The sequence below is a fragment of the Streptomyces sp. NPDC051183 genome (genome assembly GCF_040682455.1).
Classification (GTDB): domain Bacteria; phylum Actinomycetota; class Actinomycetes; order Streptomycetales; family Streptomycetaceae; genus Streptomyces.
In genome coordinates this window covers 227,697-246,485 of sequence record NZ_JBFBBA010000006.1, presented here as the reverse complement: position 1 = coordinate 246,485, position 18,789 = coordinate 227,697, and the positions used below count along the sequence as shown (strand labels likewise).

The 18,789-nt window shown below is 73.6% G+C and carries 12 protein-coding genes; 7 read left to right on the top strand and 5 right to left on the bottom strand.

Annotated features, from left to right (window positions below; genetic code table 11):
* The first annotated feature begins 310 nt into the window (after window positions 1-310).
* Entirely contained in the window at window positions 311-2,848 is a 2,538-nt protein-coding gene (pcrA, locus tag AB0M99_RS07815; protein ID WP_365917773.1) for a DNA helicase PcrA, read from the top strand.
* Between the two features lie 69 nt (window positions 2,849-2,917).
* Here the strand turns inward: pcrA and AB0M99_RS07810 are convergent, their stop codons facing one another.
* Both AB0M99_RS07810 and AB0M99_RS07805 read right to left on the bottom strand, forming a co-directional pair.
* Window positions 2,918-4,423 carry a M23 family metallopeptidase gene (locus AB0M99_RS07810; RefSeq protein ID WP_365917772.1) on the bottom strand — a complete coding sequence of 502 codons (1,506 nt, stop codon included), beginning with the start codon at window positions 4,421-4,423 and terminating at the stop codon, window positions 2,918-2,920.
* Window positions 4,424-4,645: 222 nt separating this feature from the next.
* Window positions 4,646-5,431: an alpha/beta fold hydrolase gene (locus AB0M99_RS07805; RefSeq protein ID WP_365917771.1), complete on the bottom strand. Its 786-nt coding sequence runs from the start codon at window positions 5,429-5,431 to the stop codon at window positions 4,646-4,648.
* Window positions 5,432-5,607: 176 nt separating this feature from the next.
* Here AB0M99_RS07805 and AB0M99_RS07800 point away from each other — a divergent pair, with 176 nt between their 5' ends.
* The gene (locus AB0M99_RS07800) at window positions 5,608-6,009 is read left to right on the top strand and encodes a cobalamin B12-binding domain-containing protein (RefSeq protein ID WP_365917770.1); all 402 of its coding nucleotides are present in this window, start codon (window positions 5,608-5,610) and stop codon (window positions 6,007-6,009) included.
* Between the two features lie 479 nt (window positions 6,010-6,488).
* Here AB0M99_RS07800 and AB0M99_RS07795 read toward each other — a convergent pair whose 3' ends face one another.
* Entirely contained in the window at window positions 6,489-8,069 is a 1,581-nt protein-coding gene (locus tag AB0M99_RS07795) for a DUF5691 domain-containing protein (RefSeq protein ID WP_365917769.1), read from the bottom strand.
* A 210-nt stretch (window positions 8,070-8,279) separates the two neighbouring features.
* Window positions 8,280-9,650 carry an SWIM zinc finger family protein gene (locus tag AB0M99_RS07790; protein WP_365917768.1) on the bottom strand — a complete coding sequence of 457 codons (1,371 nt, stop codon included), beginning with the start codon at window positions 9,648-9,650 and terminating at the stop codon, window positions 8,280-8,282.
* Window positions 9,651-9,785: 135 nt separating this feature from the next.
* On the opposite strand from AB0M99_RS07790, the gene AB0M99_RS07785 reads away from it, so the two are divergent.
* The 5 genes from AB0M99_RS07785 to sucD all read left to right on the top strand — a co-directional run bounded on the left by AB0M99_RS07785 (window position 9,786) and on the right by sucD (window position 16,873).
* On the top strand, window positions 9,786-10,892 hold the full coding sequence (locus AB0M99_RS07785) for an AAA family ATPase (protein ID WP_365917767.1): 1,107 nt from the start codon (window positions 9,786-9,788) through the stop codon (window positions 10,890-10,892).
* Window positions 10,889-13,183: a DUF5682 family protein gene (locus tag AB0M99_RS07780; protein WP_365917765.1), complete on the top strand. Its 2,295-nt coding sequence runs from the start codon at window positions 10,889-10,891 to the stop codon at window positions 13,181-13,183. The genes AB0M99_RS07785 and AB0M99_RS07780 overlap by 4 nt, the downstream gene beginning before the upstream one ends.
* 219 nt (window positions 13,184-13,402) lie before the next feature.
* Entirely contained in the window at window positions 13,403-14,518 is a 1,116-nt protein-coding gene (locus AB0M99_RS07775; protein WP_365917792.1) for a VWA domain-containing protein, read from the top strand.
* A gap of 267 nt (window positions 14,519-14,785) precedes the next feature.
* Complete coding sequence (sucC, locus tag AB0M99_RS07770; RefSeq protein WP_365917764.1) at window positions 14,786-15,964, top strand: ADP-forming succinate--CoA ligase subunit beta; 1,179 nt, start codon at window positions 14,786-14,788, stop codon at window positions 15,962-15,964.
* 21 nt (window positions 15,965-15,985) lie between these two features.
* Window positions 15,986-16,873 (top strand): succinate--CoA ligase subunit alpha, encoded by an 888-nt coding sequence (gene sucD / locus AB0M99_RS07765; RefSeq protein WP_267012683.1) that lies wholly within the window; start codon window positions 15,986-15,988, stop codon window positions 16,871-16,873.
* Window positions 16,874-16,954: 81 nt separating this feature from the next.
* Here sucD and AB0M99_RS07760 read toward each other — a convergent pair whose 3' ends face one another.
* Window positions 16,955-18,769, bottom strand: a complete 1,815-nt coding sequence (locus AB0M99_RS07760) for a helix-turn-helix domain-containing protein (protein ID WP_365917763.1) — start codon at window positions 18,767-18,769, stop codon at window positions 16,955-16,957.
* Window positions 18,770-18,789 lie beyond the last annotated feature (20 nt).

Here is an 18,789-nt window from a genome sequence, read left to right as displayed (position 1 = left end):
GCGCAACCCTTCCGCACCAGCGGCAGACAGAAACGAGAGACCGTACTCAAGCCGAAGCCCTCACGCTCTGGTGACGAGACGGACCTTCCGGGCCGGAATGCCCGGAATGCTGAGACCTGACTACGGCCTCAGCAACGGCGCCTCGGAAGGGTCCGGAGGGGGCCGGAGGGGCCGGGCGGGGGATTCGGGGGGCATATGCCGCCCGTTCCCGTGACGTTCCGTGCGATTCCGCTGCGATTCCGCGCGATCCGCGGCCGATTTTCCGGGCCAGGGACCGGCTGTCGGTCCCGACCCCTAAACTCGGAAGGCGATGAGCAGCCTCTTTGACGACAGTTTCCTGGCCGACCTCTCCCCCTCGGACGAGGTCCCGCCGCCGCCCGAGGACCACGCCGCCCCGGAAGCGGGCGCGGACGACCTCTTCGGGGGCCGGTTCGACGTGCCCATGAGCGGGGACGCGTACTACCGGGACGGCGCCCCCAGGCCCGTCATCGACCCGGCGACGCTCCTGCACGGGCTGAACGAGCAGCAGGCCGCCGCCGTGGTGCACGCGGGATCGCCGCTGCTCATCGTGGCCGGCGCAGGCTCGGGCAAGACCCGGGTGCTGACCCACCGCATCGGACACCTGCTGTCCGCGCGGAACGTCCACCCCGGGCAGATCCTGGCGATCACCTTCACCAACAAGGCCGCCGGCGAGATGAAGGAGCGCGTCGAGGGCCTGGTCGGGCCGCGCGCCAACGCCATGTGGGTGTCCACCTTCCACAGCGCCTGCGTCCGCATCCTGCGCCGCGAGTCCAAGCGGCTCGGTTTCACCTCCTCCTTCTCGATCTATGACGCGGCCGACTCGAAGCGCCTGATGGCCCTCGTCTGCCGCGACCTGGACCTGGACCCGAAGAAGTTCCCGCCCAAGTCCTTCAGCGCCAAGATCTCGAACCTGAAGAACGAGCTGATCGACGAGGACGCCTTCGCGGGACAGGCCGCCGACGGCTTCGAGAAGACGCTGGCCCAGGCCTACGCGATGTACCAGGGGCGGCTGCGCGAGGCCAACGCGCTCGACTTCGACGACATCATCATGACCACGGTGCACCTGCTCCAGGCGTTCCCGGACGTGGCCGAGCACTACCGGCGCCGCTTCCGGCACGTACTGGTCGACGAGTACCAGGACACCAACCACGCGCAGTACACGCTCGTGCGCGAGCTGGTCGGCACCGGCTACCCGGACCTGCCGCCGGCCGAGCTGTGCGTGGTGGGTGACGCCGACCAGTCGATCTACGCCTTCCGCGGCGCGACCATCCGCAACATCCTCCAGTTCGAGGAGGACTACGCGGACGCGAAGACGATCCTGCTGGAGCAGAACTACCGCTCCACGCAGACGATCCTGTCCGCCGCCAACGCCGTGATCGAGCGCAACGAGAACCGGCGGGCCAAGAACCTGTGGACCGAGGCCGGCACCGGCGCGGTCATCACCGGGTACGTCGCCGACACCGAGCACGACGAGGCGCAGTTCGTCGCCGACGAGATCGACCGGCTGACGGACGCGGGCGACGCCAAGGCCGGCGACGTCGCGATCTTCTACCGGACCAACGCGCAGTCACGCGTGTTCGAGGAGATCTTCATCCGCGTCGGGCTGCCCTACAAGGTCGTCGGCGGCGTCCGGTTCTACGAGCGCAAGGAGGTCCGCGACGTCCTCGCGTACCTGCGCGTGCTGGCGAACCCCGAGGACAACGTCCCGCTCCGCCGCATCCTGAACGTGCCCAAGCGCGGCATCGGCGAGCGCGCCGAGGCCATGATCGACGCGCTCGCGATGCGCGAGAAGATCACCTTCCCGCAGGCACTGCGGCGCGTGGACGAGGCCTTCGGCATGGCCGCGCGCTCGACGAACGCGGTGAAGCGGTTCAACGTGCTGATGGAGGAGCTGCGGACCATCGTCGACTCCGGCGCGGGCCCCGCGGTGGTGCTGGAGGCGGTGCTGGAGCGTACGGGCTACCTGGCCGAGCTCCAGGCCTCGACCGACCCGCAGGACGAGACGCGGATCGAGAACCTCCAGGAGCTGGCGGCCGTGGCCCTGGAGTTCGAGCAGGCCCGGGAGGCGGCGGCCGCCGAGGCGGCCGAGAACGGCACCCCGGCGCCCGGCGCGGGCACCCTGTCGGAGTTCCTGGAGCAGGTCGCGCTCGTCGCCGACTCCGACCAGATCCCGGACGAGGACACCGACGGCTCCGGGGTCATCACGTTGATGACCCTGCACACCGCCAAGGGCCTGGAGTTCCCGGTGGTCTTCCTGACCGGCATGGAGGACGGGGTCTTCCCGCACATGCGCGCGCTGGGCCAGACCAAGGAACTGGAGGAGGAGCGCCGCCTGGCGTACGTCGGCATCACGCGGGCGCGCGAGCGGCTCTACCTGACCCGCTCCAGCATGCGCAGCGCGTGGGGGACGCCCTCGTACAACCCGCCGTCGCGGTTCCTGGAGGAGATCCCGGACCAGTACCTGCAGTGGAAGCGCACGGGCGCGGCGCAGAAGCCGGCGGGCCCGATGCGCAGTTCCGGGTACGGCTCGGGCTCGGGCGGCGGTGGCGGTTTCGGTGGCGGCAAGGCGACCTTCGGAACCTCGCCGGAGTCGTTCCTGTCCTCGTCGCGTACGAAGTCGGGCCCGTCCGGGTTCGCCACGCGCCGGGCCGCCGACAAGCCGGTCATCGCGCTGGTGGTCGGGGACCGGGTGACGCACGACCAGTTCGGGCTGGGCACGGTCATGGAGGTCAAGGGAGCCGGCGCGGACGCGCAGGCCACCATCGACTTCGGGGACGACAAGCCGAAGCGGCTGCTGCTGCGCTACGCGCCGGTGCAGAAGCTCTAGGCCTTCGGAGGGCCCGTTGGGTCGGGGGAGACCCGGGCGCAAGGCCCCGGCGGAAGCCGGGGCCGGGGGTTAGGTCGGGTCCAGGTCGTGGCTGCGGAGCCACGGCAGGGGGTCGATCGCGGCGCCGCCGCCGGGCCGGACCTCGAAGTGCAGGTGCGGTCCGGTGGAGTTGCCGGAGTTGCCGGAGTAGGCGATGACGTCGCCGGCCTTGACCTTGCCGGAGCGGATCTTGGTGCTGCTGAGGTGGCAGTACCAGGTCTCGGTGCCGTCGGCCGCGGTCACTATGGCCATGTTCCCGTAGGCGCTGTTGAACTGGGTGCGCACGGTGCCGTCGGTGGCGGCCATGACCGGGGTTCCGTAGGAGACCGGGAAGTCGATGCCGGTGTGCACGGACATCCACATGCCGCCGGCCTGCCCGAAGGTGGCGCTGAGGCCTTCGCGTTCGACGGGAAGCGCGAACTTGGGGCGGGCCGCCTCCTTGGCCGCGGCCTCCTCCGCCTTCCGCTTCTTCTCGTCCTCCTGGCGCTGACGCAGGTCGATGCGCTCCTGCGTACGGCTCGCGCGGTCCGCGAAGTCGCCCGCGTCGGCGCTGAGCGCGGTCAGCTGGGTGTCGAGCTTGCTGTTCGCCGCGACAGGCTTCACCGAGGCCGGGTCGGGCGCGGCCATGGCGGTCGTGGTGTCGTCGGCGGACTGGTCGGCGCCGGTGAGCCCGCCCACCGAGGCGGCGGCCACTCCCGCGACGCCCATCACGCAGGCCGAGGGCACGGCCACGGTCAGCAGGGCGGAACGCTTCGCCGGGGTCCGGCGGCGGCTGTTGCCGCTCCCGCTGCCGCCGGCCTTCGCGGCGGGCTTGAACGCGGCCTTGGCGGATCCCTTGGCGGATCCCCTGGAGCCGGCGCGGCGCGAGGGGCGGGGTTCGAGCGGGGCCGCGGAGGTGACCGGCATGGCCTGGGTGGGCAGGTCATGCACGGCGTCCGTGGAGTCCATGGAGTCCACGGCGACCGCGTCCATGTCGCCGTTGGCCTCCACGACTTCGAAGACGGCCGTCTCGCTGTAGCTCTCGGTGTAGCCCTCGGCGTAGTCGTACGCGGGCTGCTGCTCCTGCTGCTCCTGCGGAGCCTCGGGCTGGTACGCGTAGTCGTACTCGTACGTCTGCTGCTGGGGCTGTTCCTGGGGAACGGTGTTCCAGGCGGTGGCGTCGTAAGCGCCGGTCTCGGTGCCGGTCGTGCCGTAACCCGGCATCGACCAGGTCCCGGTCTGGTCCGCGGAGGTGTCGTAACCGAAGCCCGGCGTGTTCCAGGCGCTCGCGTCCCACTGGCCCGTCGTGTCCTCGGGGACGGCCTGGGCGGGGACGGTCGACAAGTAACCGTCCTGGGAATGCTGGGCGTAACTCTCCTGCGTGGTCCACGCGGTGGTGTCGTACGCACCCGTGTCGTACGAACCGTACGAGGCGTAGTTGTAGCCCTGGCCCTGCGTTTCATAGGAAACGTATGCCGAGTCACCAGCGAAAGTGGTGGTGGAGAGGCCGTCATACCCGTAATCGGGGTACTGGCCCGACGTGGGGCGGTCGTTCACCAACTTCTCTTTCGCCTCGGCGGTGGGGGCCTGGGTGGCCGAGGAATGAGACGTTCCTCGGAGGAGAGCAGTGGCGTGACTGTACCCGGCGGTTACTGGCAACGACAATCTTCGGAGGGGTCCAAGCTCGGGGGAACCGGGCATTCGGCCGTCTTTCGGTCGCGGCAAGACGCAGCCTTGGCCTTGAGTTCGAAATTCGTTCGAATGTCGGTTGGTTGGTGTTCAGGCGACGGAGGCGGTTCCGGGGCGCGCGAGCGCGACCGGGCCCGGGCCGTCGAGGGCCCGCCGGACCGCCGCGATGACGGTCGGGTGCGCGGGCAGGGCGAGGTGGCCGATGCCTGTGACCTGCACGTTCTCCGTGATCAGGTCGGGGTGCTCGATACGGGCCGTCTCCGTCGGGGCCATCAGCTCGTCGAACTCGCTCCAGAACGCCACGCATCGGGTCCGGCAGCCGGGCGCGGGCGCGCGGAGCTCGGCCATCACCTCGGAGTCCGGGCGCATCTGCCGGACCAGCGGGTGCGCGTCCATGAACGGGGCGACGCGGGTGCCGGAGTGCGGGGTGCCGAGCGTGACGAGCGTGCGCACGCGGGCGTCGCCGCCGAGGCGCTGGACGTAGTACCGCCCGACCAGTCCGCCGAGGCTGTGCCCGACCAGGTCCACCCGCTCCTGCCCGGTGCGCTCGCACAGCTCCTCGACCCGGCGGGCGAGGTGGCGGGCGGTGACGCGCAGGTCGAGGGTGAAGGGGGAGTAGTTGTACGCCTCCACCTGGCGGCGGCCGCCCGCCCCGAGCGCACGGCGCAGCAGGACGAAGACGGAGCGGTTGTCGGTGAAGCCGTGCAGCAGCAGGACGGGCGCCCGCTCCCCGGCGGCCGCGGCGGCGGCCGGGTTCTCCTGGCGTACGCCGGTGGGATAGAGCAGAAGGTGCCCGCCGAGTACGATCGCCTCGAGAATTCCGGCCCGCAGCGCGGCCCCGGACCTGGGCACGGACATGGGTATGGACAGCCCCATCGACGGCCTCCCCTAAGCCTCTTGGGACCGCGACGGGTCACGCCACCGTGCCGTGCGGCTGTCGGCGCGGTGGCGCGGCACGCCATCCCACGTGTGATTTCCCCCTCGTGGTTGACCGCGAAACGGTGGCGTGCGCGATGCTGTACTTAACGTTCGTTCACTCGGGAGGCAGTGCGATGGGTGTGACCGGTCCGATCCGTGTGGTGGTTGCCAAGCCGGGTCTCGACGGCCATGACCGCGGTGCCAAGGTGATCGCCCGGGCCCTGCGGGACGCGGGCATGGAGGTCATCTACACCGGCCTCCACCAGACCCCCGAGCAGATCGTGGACACCGCCATCCAGGAGGACGCCGACGCGATCGGCCTGTCCATCCTCTCCGGCGCGCACAACACGCTGTTCGCGCGCGTGCTGGAGCTCCTGAAGGAGCGGGACGCGGAGGACATCAAGGTCTTCGGCGGCGGCATCATTCCGGAGGACGACATCGCGCCCCTCAAGGCGAAGGGCGTCGCCGAGATCTTCACCCCCGGCGCCACGACGACGTCGATCGTTGACTGGGTCAACGCCAACGTCCGCCAGTAACCCCCACCACCGCTGCCGGGCCGGGACCCGGCGCGATGCGATGCGATGCGGTGCGGTTCGGCTGCGCGGGGCGGGGCCGGGGCGGAGCTCCCGTTGCGGTCAGGCCCGCGCCCGGCCTGGTGAAGTGCTCAGGCCCGGCCTGACCCGGCGTGGTCAGGTGCTGCCCGGTGTGGTTCGGCCTCGCCGGGCGGGTCCGGGGCGGAGCTCCCGGCGCGGTCAGCCCGTGCTCGGCACGGTCAGGCGCGGTTGAGTGCTCAGGCCCGGGCCTGGCGTAGTGGTCGGTAAGGCGCGGTCGGCCCCGGCGCGCGGTCCGTCAGGCCCGGCCCGGCGCGGCTCGGCCCGGCTAGGCCCGGCGCGGTCCGGTGCCACTCGGTGCGGAATCTCCGGCGGGGTCAGGCCCGGCGCGGTCAGGCGCGGTTAGGTGGTCAGGCCCGGACCGGCCCCGGACCCGGCCCGACTCCGGCGGGGCCGTCAGCCGGTCAGGGCGGGGTGAGTTCTGTGAGCATGGCGGCGCGTAGGCGCAGGGTGGCGGTCAGGCGTTGGAAGGCTTCCGCCCAGTAGGCCGCCGCGCCGGCGGAGGCGTCCGGGGGGTCCTCGGTCCCGGTCGTCAAGGACTCCAGGCGGTCCGCCTCCGCAGGGTCCAGGCAGCGCTCCGCGAGGCCCATCACCCCGCTGAAGCTCCACGGGTAGCTGCCCGCCTCCCGGGCCGTGTCCAGCGCGTCCACCACGGCCCGGCCCAGCGCCCCCGCCCACGGGACCAGGCACACCCCGAGCAGCTGGAACGCCTCCGACAGGCCGTGGGCCCGTATGAACTCGGCCACCCACTCGGCCCGTTCCTCCTCGGGCAGGATCGACAGCAGCTTCGCCCGCTCCGCCAGCGAGGCAGTCGCCGGGCCCGCCGCGGGCGGTGCGGATGCCGGGCCCAGCAGGGCGTGCGACCACTGGGGGTCCTGCTGCCGAACCGCGGCCCGGCACCACGCGGCATGCAGTTCCTCGGCCCAGCCCTCGGCCACCGGAAGGGCCACCAGCTCGGCCGGGCCGAGCCCCCCGAACCGCTCCCGCCAGCAGGACAGCGGCGCCGCCTCCACGATCTGGCCCAGCCACCAGGCCCGCTCCCCGCGCCCGGCCGGCGGCCGCTTCACCACGCCGTCGCGCAGCATCCCCGCATCGCACTCGGCCGGCGGTGTCACCCCCTCGGGCCCCACGCAGGCCAGGGCCCGCTCCGCCATCCGCCCCGCCAGTGCCGACCTCGGCAGCGGGGACAGCAGTTCGGCGGCCGTGGCCCGGACATTGCGGCTGCGGTCGCCCAGCGCCGCCTCCAGGAACGGCTCGTCCTCCTCCGACAGCCCAAGCCGCAGCGAATCGAGGAACATCAGCCGGTCCTCGGCCCGCTCGGTGGCCCAGGTCGTCTCCAGCAGCCGCACCGCGGCCGCCGCACTGTGGGCCCGGACGAGACCCAGCAGCGCGACCCGTTCCGCGAACAGCCCCTCCTGCCAGAGCAGTTCCACCCCGGCCGCATCGGTGGCGGCGGGCAGCTCCCCCGCGCCCCCCGCCCCGCCGCGCACCGCGAACCGCCAGTCCGGATTCAGCCGCGCCAGCCACAGCCCGCGCACCCCGGCCAGGGCCAGCGCCTGCGGCCGCAGGTCCGAGCGGGCCCGCGCGGTGTCGAGCAGCGCGGGCACCAGCGCGGCCGGTGCCCGGTAGCCGTGCCGGGCGGCCGCGGCCAGCCACTGCGGCAGCAGCTCGGTCAGGTCCGGGGCCGAGCCGCGCCGCCCGCCGCTGCCCGCGGCGGTCCGCCCGGCCAGCAGCTGCGCCAGCCGGCGCCGGGCCGCCTCGGGCGGTACTGGGCGCGGATCCCGCGCGGCGGGCTCCGGCCGCGGGCCGGCCTCGGCGGGCCGCAGCCCGGCCCGCCGCCGTACGGTGAGCACGGCCGCCGCGTCCAGCAGCGCCTCCGGGCTGCCCTGCCGCCGCTCGGTGCCCAGCAGCGCGGCGCCGACCAGCTCCTCCCAGTCCCCGCACCCCGTGCCCGCGGCCGTGTCCGCCTGTGTCGCCGTGTCCATCCCGGTCCCGCCCCTTCTCGTCGTGCCCCCGGCTCCGGTCCCGCCCCCTCCGCGGGACCGGAGCAGCCTTGCCCCCGCAACTCGTCACTCAGCTCGCGTGGTTGTCGTCCACAGCAGCCCCCCGGCTCGGTCGTCTCGTATTCCGTCACGCCGGCGCCCCCGCGCCGTCGCTTCCCCCTCTCGGGGCATCCCCCGAGGCCGTGCCCCGCGTCAGACCAGCGCGACCGGCTCCGAGGAGCCCGCCTGCCAGGCGGTGAGCGGGGTGAAGCCGCGGTGTCCGCACTCGCCGAACACCGTCACCGGGTCACCTCCCGACAGCGCAGCCAACCGCCACAGGCCCGCGCCGGACCGGCTCGCCGACCCCCCTGCCGGCACCGGCAGGGCGGACGTCCCCTCCGCGTCCGCCAGTTGCCAGGCCGTTTCCCCCGCCGGTCCGCCCGCCCGTCCGCCCGGTATCGGAACCACCGGGCCGAGCACCACGGGCCAGGACTCCAGCCACGGGTCGGCGGTCAGCGCCGCCCCGTACGCCTCAAGCGCCGCATCCGCGCCCACCCCCTCGGGCGCCGCACCGCACGGCTCGGCCGCCGCGAACCCCTCCCCGAGGTCCGCCCGCAGCCCCGCCGAGCCGGGCCGGAAGCGGGCTTCCGCCTCCAGTACCAGTCCGACGGGCAGTGCGAGCCCCGGCGGCCGCCCGGGCGGGCCGAAGTCCAGCACCAGGGCCGGCCGTCCGCCCGCCTGCCCGCGCAGCCATGTCCGGCGCGTGATGAGCCGTCCGTCGGGCGAAGCCGTGTCGTACTGGGCCAGCACGAGCCAGCGGTCCCGTACGACCTCCTCCTCCCCCTCCGTGGACGACGGCAGCCCCACCCGGCTGCGGACCGTGGCGGCCAACGGCCCCGGCAGGCCCGAAACCCCCAGCCAGGCCCGGTCCAGCAGGTGCAGCAGCGCCGCCTCCTCCAGCATCCGGGCGGGCCAGCCCGGGCCGCAACTGGGTATCGTCCCCAACTCCCGTACCCTCGCGGCCAGTCCGGGCGCCTGGGCGTCGACCATCCGCGCGGCGGTCTCCTCCCACGCGGAGTACCCCGCCTGCTCCTGCCCGGCGAGGCCGCCGCGCAGCAGATCGGCGAGCCGCTGCTCCAGTTCGGTGACGCCCGCGCCGATCCGCGCCGCCCGCCGCTCGGCCCGTCTTCGGGCCGCCTCCGGGTCGGCCACAGCGGCCGCGGCGGCGGGGCGCGCGGCCTTCGCCGCCCGCTCCGCCAGCCATTCGCCCGCCCAGTCGGGAGCCTCGGCCGGCTCGCCCAGCCCCTCCGCCGCCCAGAGCAGCAGCAGTCCCAGCGCGTGCTTGCACGGGAACTTCCGGCTCGGGCAGGAGCACTTGTACGCCGGGCCCGCGAGGTCCACGACCGTCCGGTACGGCGTACTGCCGCTGCCCTTGCACAACCCCCACACCGCACCGGAAGCGGAACCTCCGGTCTGTGACCACGGACCCGCCCCGCCCAGCCTGCCTCCCGCCTTGCGTGATGCGTCGTCAGGAGCCAGAGCCAGCACCTGTTCCGCCGTCCAGCGAACCTCCTGCTCAGTCATGTGAACCACCGTAGGCACCCCCACTGACAATCGCTCTGACCTGCAACAACGGGATGAGCGAGGGGCGTTGTCAGTGGTGTGGTGCAACGTGGTTCACAGCAGTCGGGAGCGGCTGCCGAGCATTGGAGGGGGACCATGACCACGCACGGGAACGGCACGGAAGCAGAGGCGCTGCGACCGCACGCCGAGGACGCCTTCGCACACGAACTGAAAGCCCTGGCGGCCGCCGACGACCGGCCCCGCCCGGCCCGCTGGAAGCTCTCCCCGTGGGCCGTCGCGACGTACCTGCTCGGCGGCACCCTCGACGACGGCACCGTCATCACGCCCAAGTACGTCGGCCCGCGCCGCATCGTCGAGGTCGCCGTCACCACGCTCGCCACCGACCGCGCGCTGCTCCTGCTCGGCGTCCCCGGCACCGCCAAGACCTGGGTCTCCGAGCACCTCGCCGCCGCCGTCAGCGGAGACTCCACCCTCCTCGTCCAGGGCACCGCAGGCACCCCCGAGGAGGCCATCCGGTACGGCTGGAACTACGCCCGCCTCCTCGCCCACGGCCCCAGCCGCGAAGCGCTCGTACCGAGCCCGGTCATGCGCGCCATGGCCGAGGGCATGACTGCCCGCGTCGAGGAGCTCACCCGCATCCCCGCCGACGTACAGGACACCCTCATCACCGTCCTGTCCGAGAAGACGCTCCCGATACCGGAGCTCGGCCAGGAGGTGCAGGCCGTGCGCGGCTTCAACCTCATCGCCACCGCCAACGACCGCGACCGCGGGGTCAACGAACTCTCCAGCGCGCTGCGCCGCCGGTTCAACACCGTCGTGCTCCCGCTGCCCGCCACCGCCGATGCCGAGGTCGACATCGTCGCCCGCCGCGTCGACCAGATGGGCCGCGCCCTCGACCTGCCGGCCGTGCCCGAGGGCCTGGAGGAGATCCGCCGCGTCGTCACCGTCTTCCGCGAGCTGCGCGACGGAGTCACCGACGACGGCCGTACGAAGGTCAAGTCGCCCAGCGGCACCCTGTCCACCGCCGAGGCCATCTCGGTCGTCACGGGAGGCCTCGCCCTGGCCGCCCACTTCGGGGACGGCGTGCTGCGCCCCTCCGACGTGGCCGCCGGGATCCTCGGGGCCGTCGTGCGCGACCCGGCCGCCGACAAGGTGGTCTGGCAGGAGTACCTGGAAGCCGTGGTCCGCGAGCGGGACGGCTGGAAGGACTTCTACCGGGCCTGCCGGGAGGTGACGGCATGAGCCCGCAGACGCCGCCCGGCGCGTCGGCGGAGGGGCCGCTGCTGCTGGGCGTGCGCCACCACGGGCCCGGCTCCGCCCGCGCGGTGCGGGCCGCCCTCGACGCGGCGCGGCCGCGGGCCGTGCTGATCGAGGGGCCGCCCGAGGGCGACGCCCTGCTGCCGCTCGCCGCCGACCCCGGGATGCGGCCGCCCGTCGCCCTGCTCGCGCACGCTGCCGACGACCCCGGCCGGGCCGCGTTCTGGCCGCTCGCCGGGTTCTCCCCGGAGTGGACCGCCATCCGGTGGGCGCAACGGCACGACGTACCGGTCCGGTTCATAGACCTCCCCGCGGCGCACTCGCTGGCCGCCGAGGCGGAGCCGGACCGTGCGGACGAGCCGGACTCCGTCAGGGTCGACCCGCTCGCCGTACTGGCCGCGACCGCCGGGTACGACGACCCCGAGCGCTGGTGGGAGGACGTCGTCGAGCACCGGGGAGCCGGCGGGCCGGGGGACCCGCTCGGCGCGTTCGAAGCGCTCGGCGAAGCCATGGGCGCGCTGCGCGAGGCGTACGGAGACGGCGGCCACCGCCGGGACCTGGTGCGCGAGGCCCACATGCGCCAGCGGATGCGGGCCGCCCGCCGGGAGTTCGGCGCGGACTACGCCGTGGTGTGCGGCGCCTGGCACGTCCCGGCTCTGCGGGCCAGGACCACCGCGGCCGCGGACAAGGCACTGCTCACCGGCCTGCCCAAGGTGAAGGTGGAGACCACCTGGGTGCCCTGGACGCACCGGCGGCTCGCCCGCGCCGGAGGGTACGGCGCGGGCATCTCCTCGCCCGGCTGGTACGCACACCTCTTCGACGCCCGGGACCGGCCCGTGGAGCGCTGGCTGACCAAGGTCGCCGGCCTGCTGCGGGACGAGGACCGGCAGGTCTCCTCCGCCCATGTCATCGAGGCGGTCCGGCTCGCGGAGACCCTGGCCGCGATGCGGGGGCGGCCGCTGCCGGGGCTCGGCGAAACCCTGGAGGCGGCGCGGGCGGTCATGTGCGACGGCTCCGACGTGCCGCTCGCGCTGATAGAGGACCGGCTCGTCGTGGGGGACGTGCTCGGCGAGGTCCCCGACGGGGCGCCCGTCGTACCGCTCCAGCGAGACCTGACACGGCAGCAGCGCTCGCTGCGCCTCAAGGCCGAGGCGCAGGACCGCGAGCTGGAGCTGGACCTGCGCAAGGAAGCGGACGCGGCCAAGTCGCTGCTGCTGCACCGGCTGCGGCTGCTCGGCATCGACTGGGGCAGGCCGACCGCCTCGCGGGGCAGTACCGGCACCTTCCGGGAGACCTGGCGCCTGCGCTGGGAGCCGGAGCTGGCGGTGCGGGTCGCCGAGGCCGGCATATGGGGGACCACCGTCCTGGCGGCGGCCACCGCGAAGGCCGAGGCCGACGCGGCGCTCGCCGGGGAGCTGGGCGAGGTCACCGCGCTGGCGGAGCGGTGCCTGCTGGCCGGCCTGTCGCAGGCCCTGCCGGCCGTGCTGCGGGCGCTCGCCGACCGGGCCGCGCTCGACACGGACGTGGCGAGGCTCGCCGAGGCGCTGCCCGCGCTGGCCCGTTCACTGCGGTACGGCGATGTCCGCGGCACCGACGCGGCAGCCCTGGGCACGGTCGCGGCCGGGCTCGCGGAGCGGATATGCGTGGCCCTGCCGCCCGCCTGCGCGGCCGGGCTGGACGCCGACGCGGCGGCGGAGCTGCGGGCGCACGTGGACGGGGTGCACGGGGCGGTCGGGCTGCTCGCCGATGCCGACGGGGGCCTGCGGGAGCGCTGGTCGGCCGTGCTGCGCACGCTCGCCGGGCGCGATCGCGTCCCCGGGCTGATCCGCGGCCGCGCGGGCCGGCTGCTGCTCGACGACGGGCGGCTGCCGCCCGAGGAGACGGCCCGGCTGATGGGGCTCGCGCTGTCCCCGGCGTCCGAACCGGCGGACGCGGCGGGCTGGATCGAGGGCTTCACCGGCGGGGGCGCGGGCGGCGGGACCCTCCTGGTGCACGACGACCGGCTGCTCGGGCTGATCGACGCCTGGCTGACGTCGGTGCCGGAGGGTGCGTTCATCGACGTACTGCCGCTGCTGCGGCGGACGTTCGGGGCCTACGAGCCGGGGGTCAGACGGACCCTGGGCGAGCTGGTCCGCCGCGGACCGGGCGCCCGGGCCGCCCGCTCGGCCTCGGGGGCGGCCCCCGAGGGCTTCGCCCCGGACCTGGACCCGGCCCGCGCGGACGCGGTGACGGCCCTGGTCCGGCAACTGCTCACCGCCGCGCCGACACCGGCCTGACGCGGCGGTGCGGGACGGGAAAGGCCGGCGAGGAGCCGGCGCAGACCACGAGCACAGGGGGACGGACCAATGACGGAAGCGGATCTCAGGACCGGCACCGCGGACGGCACCGCGGACGGCACCGCGGACGGCACCGCGGACGGCACCGCGGACGGCACCGCGGACGGCACCGCGGACGGCACCGCGGACGGTGCCGCGGAGCGGCTGCGGCGGTGGCGGATGGTGCTGGGCGGCGGCGAGGGCGACGGGACCGGCTGCGTGCTGAGCGGGCGGGACGCGGCGATGGACGGGGCGCTGGGCGCGCTGTACGGCGGTGGGCCGGGCGCCGCCGGCTCCCGCAGGACCGCGGGGGAGCGCTCCGCGGGGCTCGGCGGATCCGCGCCCAATGTCGCCCGCTGGCTCGGGGACATCCGTACGTACTTCCCCAGCTCGGTGGTCCAGGTCATGCAGCGCGACGCCATCACCCGGCTCGGCCTGTCCGCGCTGCTGCTGGAGCCGGAGATGCTGGAGGCCGTGGAGCCGGACGTCCACCTCGTCGGCACCCTGCTCTCCCTCAACAAGGCGATGCCCGAGACCACGAAGGAGACCGCGCGGGCCGTCGTCCGCAAGGTGGTCGAGCACCTGGAGAAGCGGCTCGCGACCCGCACCCGGGCCACCCTCACCGGCGCGCTCGACCGGTCCGCCCGGATCAGCCGCCCCCGCCACCACGACATCGACTGGAACCGCACGATCCGGGCCAATCTCAAGAACTACCTGCCCGAACACCGCACCGTCGTCCCCGAGAGGCTGATCGGCTACGGCCGGGCGGCGCAATCCGTCAAGAAGGAGGTGATCCTCTGCATCGACCAGTCGGGTTCCATGGCCGCCTCCGTCGTCTACGCCTCCGTCTTCGGGGCGGTGCTGGCCTCGATGCGGTCGATCGCGACCCGCCTGGTCGTCTTCGACACCGCCGTCGTCGACCTCACCGACCAGCTCGACGACCCCGTCGACGTGCTCTTCGGCACACAACTGGGCGGCGGCACCGACATCAACCGCGCCCTCGCGTACTGCCAGTCGAAGATCACCAGACCCGCCGACACCGTCGTCGTCCTGATCAGTGATCTTTACGAAGGCGGCATACGCAACGAGATGCTCAAGCGGGTCGCGGCGATGAAGAGCGCCGGCGTGGAGTTCGTGACCCTGCTCGCACTGTCCGACGAGGGCGCCCCGGCCTACGACCGGGAACACGCAGCTGCCCTCGCCGCGCTGGGCGCGCCCGCCTTCGCCTGCACCCCCGACCTGTTCCCGGAGGTGATGGCCGCGGCCCTGGAGAAGCGCCCCCTCCCGGTGGCGTGACGGGCGCCACCGCAAATCGGCAGATCGCACGAAGTTGCAGTTCAACCGTGAGGCGATCTGTGACAGGTATCACCGCTCAGGTGTGATCTGCGATTTAGGGACCTACGTCCCACGGGGATAACCTGCGGGACGGACATGCCGCGTCCACGGTCACCGTGTGCGCCTCCCTTGTGACAGCGCAGTCACGTTGCCCTCCGCGGCACGCCCACGCAGATAGCAGACAACCGCGAATCACTGCGAATCTTTGAAGACAAGGGACGGACGCGCGTGGACCTGTTCGAGTACCAGGCGAGGGACCTCTTCGCCAAGCACGGTGTACCGGTGCTGGCCGGTGAAGTGATCGACACGCCTGAGGCGGCGCGCGAGGCCACGGAGCGGCTGGGCGGCAAGTCGGTCGTCAAGGCGCAGGTGAAGGTCGGCGGCCGCGGCAAGGCCGGCGGCGTCAAGCTCGCCGCGACCCCGGACGAGGCCGTCGCCCGTGCGACGGACATCCTCGGCATGGACATCAAGGGCCACACGGTCCACAAGGTGATGATCGCCGAGACCGCTCCGGAGATCCTGGAGGAGTACTACGTCTCGTACCTCCTCGACCGCACCAACCGGACCTTCCTGGCCATGGCCTCGGTCGCGGGCGGCATGGACATCGAGCAGGTCGCCGAGGAGACCCCGGAGAAGCTCGCCAAGGTCCCGGTGAACGCCAACGAGGGCGTGACCATCGAGAAGGCCCGCGAGATCGTCGCCCTGGCGAAGTTCCCGGCCGAGGTCGCGGAGAAGGTCGCCGAGGTCCTCGTGACCCTGTGGGCGACCTTCATCGCCGAGGACGCGCTCCTCGTCGAGGTCAACCCGCTCGCGAAGGTCGCCAACGGCGACGTCATCGCGCTCGACGGCAAGGTCTCGCTCGACGAGAACGCCGAGTTCCGCCAGCCGGGTCACGAGGAGTTCGTGGACCACGCGGCCGCGAACCCGCTCGAGGCCGCCGCCAAGGAGAAGAACCTCAACTACGTCAAGCTCGACGGTGAGGTCGGCATCATCGGCAACGGCGCGGGTCTCGTCATGAGCACCCTCGACGTCGTCGCCTACGCCGGTGAGAACCACGGCGGCGTCAAGCCCGCCAACTTCCTGGACATCGGCGGTGGCGCCTCCGCCGCCGTCATGGCCAACGGTCTTGAGATCATCCTCGGCGACCCGGACGTCAAGTCCGTCTTCGTCAACGTCTTCGGCGGCATCACCGCGTGCGACGAGGTCGCCAACGGCATCGTCCAGGCGCTCCAGCTGCTGAAGGACAAGGGCGAAGAGGTCACCAAGCCCCTCGTCGTCCGTCTCGACGGCAACAACGCCGAGCTGGGTCGCAAGATCCTCTCGGACGCCAACCACCCGCTGGTCCAGCGCGTGGACACCATGGACGGTGCGGCCGACAAGGCCGCCGAGCTCGCGGCTGCGAAGTAAGGGCAGAGGTCACAGACTCACATGGCTATCTTCCTCAACAAGGACAGCAAGGTCATCGTCCAGGGCATGACCGGTGCCACGGGCATGAAGCACACCAAGCTGATGCTGGCTGACGGCACCAACATCGTCGGCGGCGTGAACCCGCGCAAGGCCGGCACGACCGTCGACTTCGACGGCACCGAGGTCCCGGTCTTCGGCTCCGTCGCCGAGGCGATGGAGAAGACGGGCGCCAACGTCTCCGTCCTCTTCGTCCCGCCGGCCTTCGCCAAGGCCGCCGTGGTCGAGGCGATCGACGCCGAGATCCCGCTGGCCGTCGTCATCACCGAGGGCATCGCGGTGCACGACTCCGCCGCCTTCTGGGCGTACGCGACCGCCAAGGGCAACAAGACGCGGATCATCGGCCCGAACTGCCCGGGTCTGATCACCCCCGGCCAGTCCAACGCCGGCATCATCCCGGGCGACATCACCAAGCCCGGCAAGATCGGTCTCGTGTCCAAGTCCGGCACGCTGACCTACCAGATGATGTACGAGCTGCGCGACATCGGCTTCACCTCCGCCGTCGGCATCGGTGGCGACCCGGTCATCGGCACCACGCACATCGACGCCCTGGAGGCCTTCGAGGCCGACCCGGACACCGAGCTGATCGTCATGATCGGCGAGATCGGCGGCGACGCCGAGGAGCGTGCGGCGGACTTCATCGCGAAGAACGTCACCAAGCCGGTCGTCGGCTACGTCGCGGGCTTCACCGCCCCCGAGGGCAAGACCATGGGCCACGCCGGCGCCATCGTCTCCGGTTCCTCGGGCACCGCGCAGGCCAAGAAGGAGGCCCTTGAGGCCGCCGGCGTCAAGGTCGGCAAGACGCCGACCGAGACGGCCAAGCTGGCGCGCGAGATCCTCGCCGCCCAGTAGTCGCCGCCGCGGCTCCGGCCGTACGCAGTGATGCTCGTGGCCCGCACCCTGTGAAGGGGTGCGGGCCACGCCCGTTTCCGGCTATTCCGGAACGGGGTGGATCCTGGCGGTGCCCGCGGACGGGTCGGTCCGCAGCTTGTCGTGCAGTTGGCGGCCCTGGTCGGTGAGCCGCTGGGGGCCGCTGAGCGGGGGCACGCCGGAGACGCTCGCGCCGGGGGAGTCCGGCGGCACGAACTGGGTCGGCGCGGTCACGGCCGTGTAGGCGGTCGCGACCGCGATGACCGCGGTCAGGCCGAGGGCCGCGCGGGTCCACCGCCGGGCCCGGTACTCGCAGGCGTTGCGCACCTCGGCGGCCGGGCGCGGCTGGAGCGGCACGGCCGGGCGCAGTGACCCCAGCCGTTCGCGCAGCAGCGCGGACTGCTTCTCGGGAGCGACGGCGGCCAGTTCGGGGATCCGGTCGGCGAGCTCGGCGTGGGCGTGGACCAGGCGGCTGCCGGCCGTGGGGGTGCTGGCCTCGGTCTCGGCGGCGGTGTCGGGCAGGTCGAGCCCGACGCCGTCGTAGAGCAGGACCGTGCGGCGGTGGGCGGGCGGCAGCGCGAGCATGGCGTCCAGCAGGATCCGGTCGGTGAGGGCGGCCGGGGGCTTGTCCGGGTCCCGGTGCGTGCGGCGCACGACGTGCCAGGGGGAGAGGGCGTGCTCGTACGCCGCCGCGCGCACCCAGCCCACCGGGTCGGGGTCGGTGGCGACCTCGGGCCAGCGCTGCCAGGCCTGGTGGAACGCCCGCTCGACGGACTCCAGGGCGAGGGCGTGGCGGCCGGTGAGGAGGTAGACCTGGCGGGCGAGGGCGCCGGCGGTACGGGCGTGGAGGCGGTCGAAGGCGGTCTCGGCCGCTGCCTCCGGCCCGGGTCCCGGGTCCGGGGGCCCGGTGTCCGCGGTGGCCTCGGGCGGCCCGCCGGCGACGGCCCCGGGTCCGCCGCCGACCGCCTCGGGCACCCCGCCGTCACCACCGGCGCCCGGGCCAGCCTGGGGCACTCGGCCGTCACCACCGGCGCTGCCGCCTGCGCCAGCCTGGGGGACTCGGCCGTCACCACCGGCGCTGCCGCCTGCGCCAGCCTGGGGGACTCGGCCGTCACCACCGGCGCTGCTGCCCGGGCCAGCCCCGGGGACTTCGTCGTCACCGCCAGTGCTGCCGCCCGGGCCCGGCTCGGGGGCCCCGCCGGTGCTCCAGCCCGGGCGGAGAGTGGCCGGGCCGCTGCCGCCGCCGGTCCTGACGGTGGCCTTGACCTCGTGCCGGGGCATCCCGGCCGGGGGTTTCGCGGCGCGCTTGACCGCGGCCTTGGGCCAGGTCTGCGAGCCCGCGGCCCGGCCCTGCCAGCCTCCGCCGAAGCCCCGCACCCCCCGCACCGCGGCCCCGGCCCGTGCCGCGTCATCCTCGGCGGTGGCGGCCATCTGGTCGGCCGTCAGGGCCCCGGGCGGCCCCGCGGCGGTGGCGGCCAGGGCGAACGTCCCCGGCTGGGCCGCCCCGGCGCCGGGCTGCTCGACGGCGGAGCCCGTCAGAGCCGGGGGCAGCCCGTCGGCCCCGGACTGTGCCGCGTCAGCGGCGGCGGCGGTGGTGCGGACGGCCGCCGCGGCGGTGGCCGACTCCTCGGCCGGGTGGGCCGGCTGGTCGGGCGTCAGGGGCGGCCCCGGTTCCGTGGACAGGCGGGACAGGAGCTCTGCGTACGCGTCGCGCTTGCGGCCGCGGGGGTCCGTGCGGCCCGTTTCCCAGGAGCGGACGGTCGTCGGGGTGACGCCGACCTGCTCCGCGACCTCCTCGTGGGTCAGGTCCGCCGCTTCGCGCAGGCGCCGGCGTTCCTTCGGGGTGGGGAGGACCGGCTCCGTGACGTCTTGTGTCATGCCACACTCCCCGCAACCCG

Excerpts from the sequence above, each read along its gene's own strand:
- pcrA (WP_365917773.1), top strand. The coding sequence starts at position 311 with ATGAGCAGCCTCTTTGACGACAGTTTCCTGGCCGACCTCTCCCCCTCG.
- AB0M99_RS07805 (WP_365917771.1), bottom strand. The coding sequence starts at position 5,431 with ATGGGGCTGTCCATACCCATGTCCGTGCCCAGGTCCGGGGCCGCGCTG.
- AB0M99_RS07800 (WP_365917770.1), top strand. The coding sequence starts at position 5,608 with ATGGGTGTGACCGGTCCGATCCGTGTGGTGGTTGCCAAGCCGGGTCTC.
- AB0M99_RS07795 (WP_365917769.1), bottom strand. The coding sequence starts at position 8,069 with ATGGACACGGCGACACAGGCGGACACGGCCGCGGGCACGGGGTGCGGG.
- AB0M99_RS07790 (WP_365917768.1), bottom strand. The coding sequence starts at position 9,650 with ATGACTGAGCAGGAGGTTCGCTGGACGGCGGAACAGGTGCTGGCTCTG.
- AB0M99_RS07785 (WP_365917767.1), top strand. The coding sequence starts at position 9,786 with ATGACCACGCACGGGAACGGCACGGAAGCAGAGGCGCTGCGACCGCAC.
- AB0M99_RS07780 (WP_365917765.1), top strand. The coding sequence starts at position 10,889 with ATGAGCCCGCAGACGCCGCCCGGCGCGTCGGCGGAGGGGCCGCTGCTG.
- AB0M99_RS07775 (WP_365917792.1), top strand. The coding sequence starts at position 13,403 with ATGGTGCTGGGCGGCGGCGAGGGCGACGGGACCGGCTGCGTGCTGAGC.
- sucD (WP_267012683.1), top strand. The coding sequence starts at position 15,986 with ATGGCTATCTTCCTCAACAAGGACAGCAAGGTCATCGTCCAGGGCATG.
- AB0M99_RS07760 (WP_365917763.1), bottom strand. The coding sequence starts at position 18,769 with ATGACACAAGACGTCACGGAGCCGGTCCTCCCCACCCCGAAGGAACGC.